The organism is Kribbella sp. NPDC050459 (assembly GCF_040655315.1).
Taxonomy (GTDB): Bacteria; Actinomycetota; Actinomycetes; order Propionibacteriales; family Kribbellaceae; genus Kribbella.
Window position 1 is genome coordinate 492,534 of the sequence record NZ_JBFAJQ010000004.1, and the last position, 14,452, is coordinate 506,985.

General features: G+C 70.2%; 15 protein-coding genes. 10 read left to right on the plus strand and 5 right to left on the minus strand.

Annotation, left to right across the window (positions count from 1 at the left end; all coding sequences use genetic code 11):
* Nucleotides 1–37: 37 nt before the first annotated feature.
* From ftsY to AB0I12_RS18380, 3 genes are all read left to right on the plus strand, one after another.
* Nucleotides 38–1,240 carry a signal recognition particle-docking protein FtsY gene (ftsY, locus tag AB0I12_RS18370; protein ID WP_359930908.1) on the plus strand — a complete coding sequence of 401 codons (1,203 nt, stop codon included), beginning with the start codon at nucleotides 38–40 and terminating at the stop codon, nucleotides 1,238–1,240.
* 61 nt (nucleotides 1,241–1,301) lie between these two features.
* A complete protein-coding gene (locus AB0I12_RS18375; protein WP_359930694.1) occupies nucleotides 1,302–1,709 on the plus strand; it encodes a YciI family protein in 408 nt (135 codons plus the stop codon).
* Nucleotides 1,687–2,910: a sigma-70 family RNA polymerase sigma factor gene (locus tag AB0I12_RS18380; protein WP_359930697.1), complete on the plus strand. Its 1,224-nt coding sequence runs from the start codon at nucleotides 1,687–1,689 to the stop codon at nucleotides 2,908–2,910. The genes AB0I12_RS18375 and AB0I12_RS18380 overlap by 23 nt, the downstream gene beginning before the upstream one ends.
* Here AB0I12_RS18380 and AB0I12_RS18385 read toward each other — a convergent pair whose 3' ends face one another.
* The gene (locus tag AB0I12_RS18385; RefSeq protein ID WP_359930699.1) at nucleotides 2,911–3,867 is read right to left on the minus strand and encodes an asparaginase; all 957 of its coding nucleotides are present in this window, start codon (nucleotides 3,865–3,867) and stop codon (nucleotides 2,911–2,913) included.
* A 10-nt stretch (nucleotides 3,868–3,877) separates the two neighbouring features.
* On the minus strand, nucleotides 3,878–4,453 hold the full coding sequence (locus tag AB0I12_RS18390) for a helix-turn-helix transcriptional regulator (RefSeq protein ID WP_359930702.1): 576 nt from the start codon (nucleotides 4,451–4,453) through the stop codon (nucleotides 3,878–3,880).
* A gap of 79 nt (nucleotides 4,454–4,532) precedes the next feature.
* Between AB0I12_RS18390 and AB0I12_RS18395 the strand changes: the two genes are divergently transcribed.
* From AB0I12_RS18395 to AB0I12_RS18405, 3 genes are read left to right on the plus strand one after another with little or no spacing between them, the layout of a single operon-like run.
* Nucleotides 4,533–5,480, plus strand: coding sequence for an NAD(P)/FAD-dependent oxidoreductase (locus tag AB0I12_RS18395; RefSeq protein ID WP_359930705.1), 948 nt, complete (start codon nucleotides 4,533–4,535; stop codon nucleotides 5,478–5,480).
* 26 nt (nucleotides 5,481–5,506) lie between these two features.
* Nucleotides 5,507–5,950, plus strand: a complete 444-nt coding sequence (locus AB0I12_RS18400; RefSeq protein WP_359930707.1) for a sigma factor-like helix-turn-helix DNA-binding protein — start codon at nucleotides 5,507–5,509, stop codon at nucleotides 5,948–5,950.
* Nucleotides 5,947–7,182, plus strand: a complete 1,236-nt coding sequence (locus AB0I12_RS18405) for a hypothetical protein (RefSeq protein ID WP_359930710.1) — start codon at nucleotides 5,947–5,949, stop codon at nucleotides 7,180–7,182. Before AB0I12_RS18400 ends, AB0I12_RS18405 begins: the two co-directional genes overlap by 4 nt.
* Here AB0I12_RS18405 and AB0I12_RS18410 read toward each other — a convergent pair.
* Entirely contained in the window at nucleotides 7,171–7,704 is a 534-nt protein-coding gene (locus AB0I12_RS18410) for a TetR/AcrR family transcriptional regulator (RefSeq protein WP_359930713.1), read from the minus strand. The genes AB0I12_RS18405 and AB0I12_RS18410 overlap by 12 nt on opposite strands.
* A 344-nt stretch (nucleotides 7,705–8,048) precedes the next feature.
* Here AB0I12_RS18410 and AB0I12_RS18415 point away from each other — a divergent pair, with 344 nt between their 5' ends.
* From AB0I12_RS18415 to AB0I12_RS18430, 4 genes are read left to right on the plus strand one after another with little or no spacing between them, the layout of a single operon-like run.
* Entirely contained in the window at nucleotides 8,049–9,407 is a 1,359-nt protein-coding gene (locus AB0I12_RS18415) for an ammonium transporter (RefSeq protein WP_359930716.1), read from the plus strand.
* On the plus strand, nucleotides 9,404–9,742 hold the full coding sequence (locus AB0I12_RS18420) for a P-II family nitrogen regulator (RefSeq protein ID WP_131346991.1): 339 nt from the start codon (nucleotides 9,404–9,406) through the stop codon (nucleotides 9,740–9,742). Before AB0I12_RS18415 ends, AB0I12_RS18420 begins: the two co-directional genes overlap by 4 nt.
* Complete coding sequence (locus AB0I12_RS18425; RefSeq protein WP_359930720.1) at nucleotides 9,743–12,001, plus strand: [protein-PII] uridylyltransferase; 2,259 nt, start codon at nucleotides 9,743–9,745, stop codon at nucleotides 11,999–12,001.
* Nucleotides 12,002–12,010: 9 nt separating this feature from the next.
* Nucleotides 12,011–13,057 carry a DUF2332 domain-containing protein gene (locus AB0I12_RS18430; RefSeq protein WP_359930722.1) on the plus strand — a complete coding sequence of 349 codons (1,047 nt, stop codon included), beginning with the start codon at nucleotides 12,011–12,013 and terminating at the stop codon, nucleotides 13,055–13,057.
* Here AB0I12_RS18430 and AB0I12_RS18435 read toward each other — a convergent pair.
* Both AB0I12_RS18435 and AB0I12_RS18440 read right to left on the minus strand, forming a co-directional pair.
* Nucleotides 13,054–13,542, minus strand: a complete 489-nt coding sequence (locus AB0I12_RS18435; protein ID WP_359930725.1) for a hypothetical protein — start codon at nucleotides 13,540–13,542, stop codon at nucleotides 13,054–13,056. The two genes, AB0I12_RS18430 and AB0I12_RS18435, sit on opposite strands and share 4 nt — an antisense overlap.
* Nucleotides 13,543–13,544: 2 nt before the next feature.
* Nucleotides 13,545–14,426: an arginase family protein gene (locus AB0I12_RS18440; protein ID WP_359930727.1), complete on the minus strand. Its 882-nt coding sequence runs from the start codon at nucleotides 14,424–14,426 to the stop codon at nucleotides 13,545–13,547.
* Between the last annotated feature and the right edge of the window lie 26 nt (nucleotides 14,427–14,452).

Consider the following 14,452-nt stretch of genomic DNA (forward strand, 5'->3'; position numbering starts at 1 on the left):
GCGGCGGGCCGGGTGTCTGTCAAGATGGGGAATCGTGTTGACCCCACTGCTCGTCTCGCTGCTCCTCCCGCTGCTGACCGACCAGGCTCTGATCACGATCGTCGTCGCGATCGCTGTCGTGCTGGTCGTCGGCACCACCGGTCTGGTCGTCGCACGGCGGCGCCGCGCCGAGCTGCCGCCGGCTGCCCCGAAGCCCTCGGTCGAGGCCCCCGAGCCGAAGGTCGGTGAGGACGCGGAGGAGCCGCGGGACACACCGACCCGCACGCTGGAGGACACCGAGCTTCCGGAGTCTGCGGCCGCCGGGACGACCGTCGAGAAGCCGGAGTCCGCGCAGGGCCGCCTGGTCCGGCTGCGGGCCCGTCTGGCCCGCTCGCAGGGCTCGCTCGGCAAGGGCCTGCTAGCGCTGCTGTCCCGCGACAAGCTGGACGAGGAGGCGTGGGAGGACATCGAGACCACGCTGATCACCGCCGACGTCGGTGTGGCGCCCACGCAGGAGCTGGTCGACAAGCTGCGCACCCGGATGCGCGTCGAGGGCGTCGGCGCCGCCGAGGCCCGCGAGATCCTCCGCGAGGAGCTCATCGACTTGGTCAACCCGTCGCTGGACCGGTCGCTGAACGTGACCCGCAAGGAGGCGCAGCCGGCCGTCGTACTGGTCGTCGGCGTGAACGGGACCGGCAAGACCACCACGGTCGGCAAGCTGGCCCGGGTGCTGGTCGCGGAGGACAAGCACGTCGTCCTGGGCGCCGCGGACACGTTCCGTGCCGCCGCGGCCGACCAGCTGCAGACCTGGGGTGAGCGCGTCGGCGTCCGGACCGTGCGCGGGTCGGAGGGCGGCGACCCGGCCAGCATCGCGTTCGACTCGGTCAAGCAGGGCATCGAGGAGGAGGCGGACGTCGTCCTGGTCGACACCGCCGGCCGCCTGCACACCAAGACCGGCCTGATGGACGAGCTCGGCAAGGTGAAGCGGGTGATCGAGAAGACCGCCGAGGTGGACGAGGTCCTGCTGGTCATCGACGCCACCACCGGCCAGAACGGCCTGACCCAGGCGCGGGTGTTCGCCGAGGTCATCGACGTCACCGGCCTGGTGCTGACCAAGCTGGACGGTACGGCGAAGGGCGGCATCGTGATCGCGGTGCAGCGCGAACTCGGCGTCCCGGTGAAGCTGGTCGGCCTGGGGGAAGGACCCGACGACATGGCACCCTTCGACGCGGAGCAGTTCGTCGACGCCCTGCTGGACTGATGTAGAGAACCCGCTCGCGGCTTCGTCTCCCGGGTAAAGGCTCCACGAGGAGGAGAAGAACATGACCAAGTTCATGCTGCTGATGAACATGGACGGCGGTAACTGCGACACCCCGATGCTGGAGTGGGACAAGGCCGACATGGACGCCCACATGAAGTACCTGGGCGACCATGTGGAGCGGCTGCGGCAGAGCGGTGAGCTGGTCGAGGTGAACGCCCTGAGCTGGCCCAAGCACGCCAAGGTGGTTCGCTCGACCGGTGTCAGCGCGCCGGTGCTGACCGACGGCCCGTACGCCGAGTCCAAGGAGATCCTGGCCGGGTACACGATGGTCGACGTCGAGTCGGAGGAGCGCGCGCTGGAGATCGCGGCCGAGCAGTCCGCCGCGCCGGGGCCCGGCGGCGTACCGCTGGAGCAGCCGATCGAGGTACGCCGCCTCATGGAGTCGGATGGCGATCTCCACGACTTCTGACCACGCTGACGGCCCGGGCCACGAGCTGGAGGACCTGCTGCGCGAGCTGACGCCGCAGGTCCTCGGCGCGGTCGTGCGCTGGTCCGGTGACTTCGCAGCGGCCGAGGACGCCGTGCAGGAGGCACTGCTCGCCGCGGCGACCACCTGGCCGCGCGACGGCCGGCCGGACAGCCCGAAGAGCTGGCTGATCCAGACGGCGTCGCGGCGGCTGATCGACGAGGTCCGCCGGCAGCAGGCGCGCCGGCGCCGTGAGGAGCGGGCGGCCCTGCGCGAAGTGCCGCTGGGAGAGGTCGAGGAACACGACGACACGCTGCGGCTGCTGTTCCTGTGCTGCCACCCCGCCCTCACACCTGCTTCGGCGATCGCGCTGACGCTGCGGGCGGTGGGCGGTCTCACCACCGCCGAAATCGCGACCGCGTACCTCGTGCCCGAAGCGACGATGGCCCAGCGGATCAGCCGGGCGAAGTCGAAGCTGAAAGGCGCCAGCTTCGAGCTGGACACCGACCCGGACCGGCTGCGCAACGTGCTGCACGTGCTGTACCTGATCTTCAACGAGGGTTACACCAGCACGAGCGGACCCGAGCTGCACCGCAGCGATCTGTCCAGCGAGGCGATCCGTCTGACGCGCGCCGTACGGGCCCAGCTGCCGGACGACGGTCAGGTCACCGGACTGCTCGCGCTGATGCTGCTGACCGACGCACGGCGTGCCGCACGCACCGGCAAGACCGGAGAGCTCATCCCGCTGGCAGAGCAGGACAGGTCGCTGTGGGACCGCGACCAGATCACCGAGGGCGTCGCGCTCGCGGTCGAGGCGTTCGAGACGCCGCCGCTCGGCGAGTACCAGCTCCAGGCCGCGATCGCCGCACTGCACGACGAGGTGGACCGCGCCGATGACACCGACTGGCCGCAGATCCTAGCGCTCTACGGCCTGCTGGAAGACCTGTCCGGCAACCCGATGGTGAAGCTCAACCGGGCGATCGCGGCCGCCATGGTGGACGGCCCCGATGCCGGCCTCAAGCTGCTCGAACCGCTCGACGAGGAACTGGCCGGCCACTACCGCCTCGACGCCACCCGCGGTCATCTCTACGAGATGCGCGGCGACAACGAGGCCGCCGCCGAACACTTCCGGGCGGCCGCCCGCGGTACGACGAGTCTGCCGGAGCGCGACTACCTGATGACCAAGGCCGCGTCGCTCAGCTGATCAGCTGTACTGCCCGAAGACGGTCAGGTCGTCGTCCGTTGCCAGCAGCAACCGCAGCAGGACGCGCGCCTTGTACGGGTCCAGGAAGCCGCCGTCGATCAGCCCGCGCTGCAACAGGTCCGTCTCCGAGCCGGGGGAGTTGTACGTGTTGCGGACGATCGAGCCGGCGCCGGTGCGCGACGTGAGGACCACCGGGATCTGCGCTGCCAGCTCACCGAGCACCGGTGCGAGCTTGGCAGGCACGTGCCCGACGCCGTACCCCGCAACGACCAGACCCTGGTGCGTGTCGGCCAGGCCCTGCAGCAGTACGCCGTCGTCGTCCAGGGTGACCGTGTAGAGCGCGACACGGATGTTGTCGAGTTCAGCAGGCTCAGCGCTGCCCTGCACGCCGTCCAGCCGCAGCGGACGCGTCAGGACGCGGACCTGGCCCTCGACCACGTGGCCGATCGGGCCGGTGTTGGGTGACACGAAGGTCGCCGTACTGGTGCTGTGGGTCTTGCGCACCCAGCGGGCCGCATGGATCTCTTCCTTGAAGACGACCAGTGCGCCCAGGTCGCGGGCCGCGGGGGAGCAGGCGACACGGAGCGCGGCCAGCAGGTTCGCCGGGCCGTCCGGGCCGGCCAGTGTCGGGTTGCGCATCGCTCCGGTGAACACGAGCGGCTGCGGGTGCGGCCACACCAGGTCGGCGAGGAACGCACTCTCCTCGAGCGTGTCGGTGCCCTGGGTGACGACGACGCCGACGGCTCCGGCAGCGACGGCCTTGGAGGCGGCGTCGACGACTTCGAGGATCTTGGCGGCGGTCAGGTTCGCGCTCGGGACCTTCTCGATGTCCTGGATCTCGACCGGATGGCCCAGGTCGGGCAGCCCGGGCATGGCGGCGGTGAGGTCGTCACCGGTCAGCCGATGGGCGCCTGCCATCGAGATGGTCCCGCCCAACGTGAACAACGCGACGCTCACTGCTTGTCTCCTATCGGGTCCGCGCTCTGACGTGCATCCGCTCCCCTTGCGGGCCGTATAGACATAGCAGTTCTGCCGGTCCAGGGCCCGGGTTGGCGAACCAGTGCGGCACCCGGCAGTCGAACTCGACCGCTTCGCCCTCCTTGACGACGAAGTCCTGGTCGCCGAGTTTCAGCCGGATCCGTCCCGACAGCACGTAGAACCAGTCGTAGCCCTCATGGGTCTTCTGCTCCACGTCGTGGCCCGGGTAGCCCTCCGGCAGGATCTGCTTGAACGCCTGCAGCCCGCCCGGCCGCCGGCTCAGCGGGATGTGCACGGTGCCGTGCCGCTTGATCGGCTTCGGGTAGATCCGCGGGTCGCCGGTCGGCGGTGCGTCCACCAGCTCGTCCAGCTGCACCTGGTGCGCCCGAGCCAGCGGCAGCAGCAGCTCCAGCGTCGGCCGGCGCTGCCCGGACTCCAGCCGGGACAGGGTGCTGACCGAGATGCCGGTGGCCTCGGAGAGCTGGGCGAGGGTCGTGCCGCGCTCGCCGCGGAGCGCCCGCAGCCGCGGCCCGACCGACTCGAGAACGTCCTCGTCGTTTGCCATACCGGCAACAGTACTTGTCGAAAATGAAAATCACCACGCACCCTGGGGCAGACCTGGAGAACAACGGAGGAGTCCCGAGATGACGAAGTACGACGTGATCGTGATCGGCGGCGGTGCGGCCGGGCTGAGCGGAGCGCTGGCGCTGGTCCGGTCCCGCCGGTCGGTGCTGGTGATCGACGACGGTTCGCCGCGGAACGCGCCCGCCGACGGCGTGCACAACTTCCTGACCCGTGACGGCGTACCGCCGCGCGAGCTCTACGCGATCGGCCGCCAGGAAGTGGAGGGGTACGGCGGTGAGTTCGTCGACGGCACCGTGACAACGGCCCGGCGCGACGAGCAAGGGTTCACAGTGGAGCTGGTGGACGGTACGGCGTACCGGAGCAGGCGGCTGCTGCTGACGACGGGCCTGACCGACGTGCTCCCCGACGTACCCGGGCTGGCTGAGCGATGGGGCAAGGACGTGGTGCACTGCCCGTACTGCCACGGGTGGGAAGTGCGCGACCAGGCGATCGGTGTGCTGGCGACCAGCCCCATGGCACTGCACCAGGTGCAGCTGTTCCGGCAGCTGAGCGATGACGTGACGCTGTTCCTGCACACTGCGCCCGAGCCGACCGACGAGCAGTGGGAGGAGCTGGCTGCTCGCGGAATCTCCGTGGTGCAGGGAAAGGTCGAGCAGCTCGAGGTGACCGACGACCGGATCACCGGCGTGCGGCTGGAGGGCGGCAAGGTCGTTCCGCGGCAGGCGCTGGCGATTCAGACCACCGTGCGGGCCCGCGCGGGCTTCCTGGCCGACCTGGGTCTGGAGCCCACCTTGGTGGAGTCGAACGGCGTCGAGGTCGGCACCGCGGTCCAGGTCGACGGCATGGGCGCCACGCAGGTCCCTGGTGTGTTCGCGGCCGGCAACGTCGCCAATCCGATGGCTCAGGTGATGCCCTCCGCGGCGGCCGGACTGATGGCCGGGGCCGGCCTCAACTTCGACCTGATCTCCGAAGAGACACGGTTGGCAGTAGCAGCCCGCAGTAGTTGAGGAGTTGAATGGGGCTGGGAGGGTGGATGCGCGACACGGTCGACCCGGACTTCGCCTCGTTCGTCGATGCGCGGCAAGGCAGCTGGCTCCGCACGGCGTACCTCGTGTACGGCGACCTGCACCGGGCTGAGGAGCTGCTGCTGCACGCCTTCACGCAGTTGTCCGTGCGCTGGGCGAGGGTGGACGACCCGGATGCGTTCGTCCAACGCCTGCTCTACCAGCCGGCGCTGCGTCCGTGGAACCGCGCGAAACCGTTCCCGGACGACGAGGACCCGATCAGGGCCGCCCTGGCCGAGCTGACGCCCGCGCAACGCACCGTGTTCGTGCTGCTGCACTTCGAGGAGCTCACCGAGTTCGAGGTGTCCGACCTGCTCGGGATGTCCCAGACCGCCGTGCACGCGAACGGCATGAGCGCCTTCGGCCGGTTCCGTACGGCGCTGGGCGCGGGCGACTGGCGTGATGCCCGATGAGACGCGAGGACGTCCGGCCGCTGCTCCTCCAGACGACCGATCTGCTGTCGGAGCCCGACCTCGCCGACGCCGCCTGGGCGGCCGGTCTGGTGGTCAACCGGCGCCGGCGGCGGCTGACGGCGCTCAGCGTGATCGCGGTCATCGCACTGGCCGTCGTCGCCTCGATCCTGATCGGAACCGGGACCCGCGGCAGGGCCGACATCACGCCGCCGCCGACACCGCCCGGATACATCGAGTCGTCGGGGAAGATCAGCGGGATCGACTTCTGGGTGGCGCCGCCGCCCGGCAGCGAGCGCTTCCTCGACCGGCTGGAGACGCCGCTCGGTGATCGGCTGGACCTGCCCCACAAGGTCCGCCCACTGGCGAAACACACCCTGCACAACATCGCGGCGGTCCTCCTGGTGAAGCACGGCGACCGCTATGCGCCGCTCCTGCTCGGCGCGGACGGATCCTGGGCCCAGGCGGACGTCGGTCTCGCGCCGGTCGACAACGGCCCGCCGCTGAGCCCGGGCGCGATCTCTCCGGACGGCCACGTCGCCGCCTTCCCGCAGCCGGGCGCGCTGGTCACGGTGGACGCGACGACGGCGCAGATCGCCCGGTTCCCGCTGCCCGGCGGCGACTACCTCAGCGTGTCCTGGGTCGCCGACGGGCGGTGGGCCCTGGTCGGCGGGCGCGATGCGACGTACCAGGTGCTCGTCGGCGAAGGCGGCTACGGGGAAGACCCGGTATTCCGGGTCGCGGCGACCAGGGACCCGAACGAGGCCACTTCACCGTTCCGCATCCAGACCGGGGCCGTGATGCGCTACATGTTCAACGGCCAGTGGATGGAGGACAACCCGCTCACGCTGCCGGTCCGGTCCTGGCAGGGCCAGACGTTCTCGTCGATCACCGGCGCGGCCCGGGTCTTCGTCTCGGAGACGCTGCCACAGGTTCCGACCCGTGTGTCGCAGCCGCAGGTGGTGGCGGCGATCTCCACGCTCAGCACGATGCCCAGCCGGCTGCTGGTGCTCGGCGAACCACAAGACAGTCCCCCGACCCAGGAGGGGGCGGGGGACCGTCCGTTCGTGCGTGAGGTCGGTTGCTGCGCCGTACTCGGCTGGTACGACGACAACAACGTCCTGTTCCGGGTCCGTGGCTGGGTCTTGGCCTGGAACCTCGACAGTGGCCGGGTCCGACGCGTCACCGAGTTGGGCGTGGACCAGGTTGCTCTCGGGCCTGGACTACGGCCCTGAGGTCGGCATCTCGAGTACCGCGCGCAGGGTGATGTCGGCCAGGCGGTCGGCATCCTCCGGCGGCGGCATCGGCTGTCCGGTCAGGGCGCGAATCACGAACACCCCGGCCATCCATTCCACCATCAGCACCGGGTCGGCGGTGCTCTTGATCGGTTCACCGCGCTTCCTGGCGCGTTCCAGTGCTTGTCTGGTGAGTTCGATCCGACGTTCCAGCACTCCGCGGTAGATCGCCGCGGACCGCTCGTCACGGGTCGCTTCCGAAACGGCCAGGCGGATCATTGCCCGGCCGTAGTCGCTGTTCGCGAACGCCAGCGCGACCCGGTAGACCTGGCGCAGGTCTCCCGCGATCGAACCGGTGTCCGGATCCGGGATCTCCAGATCGAACAGTTCGGCCATGGCGTCGTTGGCGAGCAGCTCCTTGCTGGCCCACCGGCGGTAGATCGTCGCTTTGCCCACTCCCGCGGCCTCCGCGACGTCGTCCACCGTCATCCCGTCGAATCCCCGCTCCAGCAGCAGTTGCACGGCGTACCGGCGGATTCTCGGCTCCGCTTCCGGGTCCCGTGGCCTGCCGCGTCGCGGTCTCACCCCGTAGTTCGGCTCCATTTCGTCGTCCCCAGCTCGGACGGGGGCAGTGGCGCGGCTGCACCCCGTGTGGTCCAGGCCAGAGTGCCACACTCCGGCCCCTAGTGGCTTGTGTCACCTCGATGTCACCTGGGAGCCCGCTTTGTCACATGCCTGAAACAAACCGACCGATCGGCTGAAACGGCGCGCCGACACCGTTTGCGGTGTGGCCGAGCGGCGGGCTCCCCGGCGTTGTGGAGACCTCCCGACTGAGGACGCCGGCCACCCCCAGTTCGATGGAAGGGATGACGTTGATGGAGATCAACGCCGGCGATACCGCCTGGGTTCTGGCTAGTGCCGCCCTGGTGATGCTGATGACCCCGGGCCTGGCTTTCTTCTACGGCGGCATGGTGCGCGTGAAGAGCGTGCTGAACATGATGATGATGAGTTTCGTCACCATCGCCGTCGTCACCATCATGTGGGTGGTGGTCGGCTACTCGCTGACGTTCGCCGGTGACACCGGGCACGTGATCGGGAACTTCTCCGAGGTCGGGCTGAAGGGCCTGCTCGCGCCGGAGGCGGTGAGCGGGACGACGCCCACGCTCGCATTCGTCGCCTTCCAGCTGATGTTCGCGATCATCACCCCCGCGCTGATCTCGGGCGCGATCGCCGACCGGGCCACGTTCCGCGGCTGGATCGTGTTCGTCGTCGGCTGGACGCTGCTGGTGTACTTCCCGGTCGCGCACTCGGTCTGGTTCCTGGACGACGGCAACGGCGGCTGGATCGGCGACAAGCTCAAGGCGATCGACTTCGCCGGCGGTACGGCGGTGCACGTGAACGCCGGTGCCGCCGCGCTCGCGCTGGCGATCGTGCTCGGCAAGCGGATCGGCTGGAAGAAGGACCCGATGCGTCCGCACAGCCTGCCGCTGGTGCTGCTCGGCGCCGGTCTGCTGTGGTTCGGCTGGTTCGGCTTCAACGCCGGCTCCGCGCTGAGCGCCGGCACCACCGCCGCGGTCACCTTCGTGAACACCCAGGTCGCCACCGCCGCCGCGGTCATCGGCTGGCTGATCGTCGAGCGGCTGACGCACGGCAAGGCCACCACGCTGGGCCTGGCGTCCGGCGCCGTCGCCGGTCTGGTCGCGATCACCCCGTCCTGTGGCGCGGTCACGCCGGTCGGCGCGATCATCCTCGGCCTGTTCGCCGGTGCGATCTGCGCCTTCGCGGTGTCGCTGAAGTACAAGCTCGGCTTCGACGACTCGCTCGACGTGGTCGGCGTGCACCTGGTCGGCGGTCTGTTCGGCTCGCTGGCGATCGGTCTGCTCGGCTCGGCGGCGGCGCCGTCCGCGGTCAACGGCCTCTTCTACGGCGGCGGCGTCTCGCAGCTCGGCAAGCAGGCGCTGGCCAACGTGGTGGTCGGGATCTACTCCTTCGCCGTAGCCTTCATCCTCGGCAAGGTCATCGACAAGACCATCGGCTTCCGGCTCAAGGAGGACGACGAGGTCACCGGCGTCGACCAGGTCGAGCACGCGGAGACGGCGTACGACTACCTCAGCGCCGCAGGTCTGCGCGGTGCGCTCTCCACCCGGCCCGCGCCGGCGCCCGTCGCGGCCGAGCAGGAGAATGGCTCCACCGAGGCGTCCGAGAAGGAAGGTGTCAAGGCATGAAGCTGATCACCGCGGTGGTCAAGCCGCACAAGCTGGAGGACGTCCGGGCCGCGCTGGAGACGTTCGGCGTCACCGGCATGACGGTCACCGAGGCGAGCGGCTACGGCCGGCAGAAGGGCCACACCGAGGTCTACCGCGGCGCCGAGTACGAGGTCGACCTGGTGCCGAAGGTGCGGCTCGAGGTGGTCGTCGAGGACGGCGACAGCGCCGACGTGGTGGACGTGATCGTGAAGGCCGCGCAGACCGGCAAGATCGGTGACGGCAAGGTCTGGGTCACCCCGGTGGAGACGATCGTCCGGGTCCGGACCGGCGAGCTGGACGGAGACGCGCTCTAGATGCAGGACCGGGCAGAGCAGCGGCGTGGCCGCGCCGAAGAGGCGGACGCGCTGCTGCAGCTGCTGCTCGCGAAGGCTTGCGACGCCCTCGGTGTGCCCACCGAGGGCGTCGCGCTGGTCGCGGTGGGCGGCTACGGACGTGAGGAGCTGTCGCCGTACAGCGATCTCGACGTGATGCTCGTGCATGCCGAGGGCTATCCGCGCATCGACGAGCTGGCTGCGCAGATCTGGTATCCGCTGTGGGACTCCCGGACCAAGCTGGACCACAGCGTGCGCACGCTGGCCGAGGCTCGGGACGCCGCGGCGGCTGACGACAGGGTTGCCCTGGGGCTGCTGGACGCGCGGCATGTGGCGGGGGACTCGCACCTGACGCTGCAGCTGCGGTCGGTGCTGATGGCCGATTGGCGGCGTACTGCGAAGTCACGGCTGCCCGGTCTGGCGCAGGCGTGCCGCGACCGGGCATCCAGTGTCGGAGAGCTCGCACATCTCGCGGAGCCCGACCTGAAGGAGGCGTACGGCGGTCTGCGCGACGCCGTCGTACTGCGGGCGTTGGTGGCGTCGTGGCTGGTCGACGTACCGCATCCGGTGCTGGAGCGGGCGCGACGGGACCTGCTCGAGGTCCGCGACGTCCTGCACGAGGTGGCAGGGCGGGCGACAGACCGCCTGGTTGCCGACCTGGCCGGTGAAGTGGCGGCCGGGCTCGGGTTGGCGGGGCGGGACGAGCTGCTGCGGCACGTGTACGCGACGGGCCGGACGCTGGCGCACGTGTGCGACGTGTCCTGGCGGCGCGTCGAGAGCTTGATGACCAAACCGCCACGGTCCCGGCGCAGGCAGCGCACCGGTGGACCGTTGCTGCTCGCACTGGACGAAGGCGTGGGGCAGCACGAGGGTGAGGTCGTGCTGATGCCGGACGCGCGTCCGGAGCGGGACGTTGTGCTCGGTCTGCGTGCTGCTGCGGTCGCTGCCGACCGGGAGCTCGTGTTGTCGCCTGCTGTCTGTGCACGGCTGGCGGCGTCGGCAGCAGACTTGCCAGAGCCGTGGCCGGGGGAGGCGCGGCGCTTGCTGTGCGCCCTGCTCGGCGCGGGCCATGGGCTGCTCGAGGTGTGGGAGGCCCTGGACCAGGCCGGGTACATCTCCCGGATCCTGCCCGAGTGGGATGCGGTCCGGTTCCGGCCGCCGCAGTCGGCGATCCACCGGTTCACCGTGGACAGGCACCTGCTGGAGACCTGCGTCGAGGCGTCGGCGATGGTCCGCGACGTACGGCGCCCTGACCTGTTGCTGGTCGCCGCTCTGCTGCACGACCTGGGCAAGGCGCTCGACGGCGACCACAGCGTCACCGGTGCGGGCATCGCGGCCCGGGTGGCGCGCCGGATCGGCTTCAGCGAGGCTGACTCCGACACCATCACGCTGCTGGTCCGGCAGCACCTGATGCTTGCGCAGGTCGCCACCCGGCGCGATCTGGAAGACCCGATGACCGTGGACATGGTGGTCGGGATCGTGCGTAGCACGGAGACCCTGGACCTGCTGGAGGCCCTGACGTACGCCGACGCGCGGGCCGCTGGTCCGGCCGCGTCGTCGCCGTGGCGCATGCGGCTGGTCGGTGAGCTGTGCCGGCGCGTGCGCAGTGAGCTGGCCGGCGGTGGCGAGAGCATGTGGGCCGAGACGCCGCCCGTTCCGGTGCCGGTGCTGCACCAGGTCGTCGGCGTGGGCCGGCTTGGTGTCACCGTGAGCGATCACCACGGGGACCTGCGGGTGAACGTCGCTGTACCGGACCAAGTTGGCACGCTGTCGACCGTCGCCGCCGTGCTCGCGGTGGAGCGGCTGGCTGTGCGGTCCGCGGTCATCACGTCCGTCGACGGCCTGGGCATCTCGCAGTGGACCGTCGCGGGCTCGCCTCCCGACCCGGTGCGGCTGCGTGACCGGCTGGCTGTGGCGTTGCGTGACTCTGCCGACGTCGTACGCCGGTTGGCTGCAAGGGACTCGTCGCGACCTCGTGTTGCCAGCCGGGTCGACTTGCTGCCTGAGGCCTCGGAAACCGCCACTGTGCTGCAGGTGCGGGCGCATGACCGTCCAGGGCTGCTGTACGACGTCACAGCGGCCATCGCGGCGACTGGTGCCGACATCCGCTCCGCTCACGTCAGCACGCTCGGTGCGGAGTGCGTCGACGTCTTCTACCTCACCGACCGTCACGGCGCGCCACTCGAACCTGAGGACGCGCGGACGACAGCAAAGTCGGTGCTGGATCGACTGAGCTTCTAGGCTCCCTCTGTGGATGTTGTAGAGGCACTGCAGCGACAGGCGATCGCGTGTGAGGGTCTGGGGTCCCCGATGTATGCCGAGTTGCTCCGGCTGCTCGTGGACGACTACGAGGTCGGTGGGGTCTCGGGCGAGGTACTGGCCGAGTACGAGGGCCGTTCGTTCGGTGAGGCGATCGGTCTGCGGCTGCTGGCGGCTGTGCACGGCATGGTGCTGTCCGGCACCGCACCGGAGCTGGCGGCGTTCTACCCGAGCGCCGGCGGGGCCTGGGACCCGGTGCTCGGCTGGGAGGCGTTCGAGCAGCTGCTGCAGTCGCGGCTGGGCGAGGTGCGGTCACTGCTGACACAACCGCCGCAGACGAACGAGGTCGGCCGGTCGGCTGCGCTGTACGGCGGTCTGCTGCAGCTGGTCGAGGCAGTCCCGCTGCCGGTACGGCTGTTCGAGATCGGCGCCAGCGGGGGACTGAACCTGCGCGCCGACCGCTTCCGGTACGTGGCGGACGGGACGTCGTACGGGCCTGCTGACAGTCCGGTCGTGTTCGAGTCGGCCTGGTCCGGACAGGTGCCGTCGGTAGAGCTGCGGATTGCGGAACGGGTCGGCTGCGACATCGCGCCGGTGAACCCGTTGACGCCGGACGGTGCGCTCACGCTGACGTCGTACGTCTGGCCGGACATGCCCGATCGCCTGACCCGGCTCCGCGGCGCGCTGCAGGTCGCCCACGAGGTCGCGGCCGACGTACGCCGTGAGGACGCGGTCTCGTTCCTGAACGGGCTGGAGCTGTCGGAAGGACACGTCACCGTTGTCTGGCACTCGATCATGTGGCAGTACCTCCGCCGTGCCGACCGATCAGCGATCCAAGCCCGGTTGGCGGAGCTCGGCGCGCAGGCCACCGAGTCCGCGCCGTTGGCCCACCTCAGCCTCGAGCCGCACGCCGTGATGACCCACGGCCGCGGCACGGACGGCTACGAGTACCGCGTGGACCTGCAGACCTGGCCGGACGGCAAGACCCGCGCTCTGGGCACCGCGGCTCCCCACGGCCAGGACCTGGTCTGGGGCTAAGCGCTCCGGCGGGTAGCGCGCATCTCCTGGAACAGCTCGAACTCACCGTCGGGTGCCGCGCTGAATCCCTGCCAGTGGAAGGAGGCCGGAGTCACGTCGGTGAACGTCCACCGCGAGCGCGTGCCGTTGGCATCCGTGCCCTCCTGGATCATGCCGCCGGAGCCATCGGGGCGTCCTGTCTGGATGAAGTACGACGGGAGGTTCGGAGAGATCCACGTGATCTGCCACAGGCCGGTCTGTACGTCGTACATGCGGACTGTGGTGCCGGGGAAGCGTCCTTGGAAGTCCGGGCAGTGCAGCACGTCCTGCACCACCCGTCCGCCCAGGGTCCAGCCGAAGTGCCACTCACCCTCGGCAGTGCGCCATACCCCGTCGGCGAACCTGTAGCGGTTGCTGATGTCCCAGGAGCCGACCAGCCGCCCGTAGAGCATCAGCGCCTCCGCGTGCTCCGGGTCCGGGCCGTCTGCGGTCAGCAATTGCAGCACGTTCAGACCTCCTGCAGGGCTGCGACGAGGGTGTCGGTGAGTTCGGCGGCGTAGCGGCCGTCGGGGTCGAGGTCCGGATCGAAGATGCCGATGTCGAAGCCGACGCACCGGGGTGACGCGAGCAGCGGGCGGAGGAGCGCGCGGAGCTGGTCGTGGTCGATCCCGCCCGGGTCCGGGCTGTCCACGGCCGGCATCACCGCGGCGTCGAGGATGTCGACGTCCAGGTGCACCCAGAACCCGTCCAGGTGGTCGAGGTGCGCGAGCGTCCCGCGAGCCGCCGCGTCCGGGTCCTCGGCGATCTTCGCCGCCGGCCACACCGGGATGCCCGCCTTCTCGACATCGCCGACGTACTCGTCGTCGGCCCGGATCCCGAGCAGCACCGCGTCGGTGTCGAGCGTGTACGGCCCGAGCCCTTCGAGATCGGTCAGGTCCGCCTGGCCCCGCCCGGTGACCAACGCCAGCGCCTCACCGCCGGCGGCCCCGACGTACGGCGAGTTGCCGACGGTCCGGAAGTCCGAGTGGCCGTCGAGGTACACGACGCCGTACCGCCCGAGCCGCTTCAGCCCCAACGCCGGCCCGAGCAGGTTGCTGCACTCACCGCCCAGCAGCACGACGAACTTCCCCTGCCCGACGAACCCGGCCACCCGATCCGCGACCTGCACGGTGTACCGCGCCATCGCAGCCGCGTTGAACACGCCGTCGCCCGGAGTCCACCCGGCCAGGTCGTACCGCGGCGGCGTCACACAGCCGCCGTCCTCCGCCCCGATCCGCGCCACGAAGCCCCGGTCCCGCACCGCGCCCGCCAACTTGTAGCACCCCGGAACCACACCGGGAGCCGGCGCCCGCAACCCCAGGTTGGACGGCCCGTCCAGCACAACCCGCATCCGTATCCCCTAACCGGTATATGCAC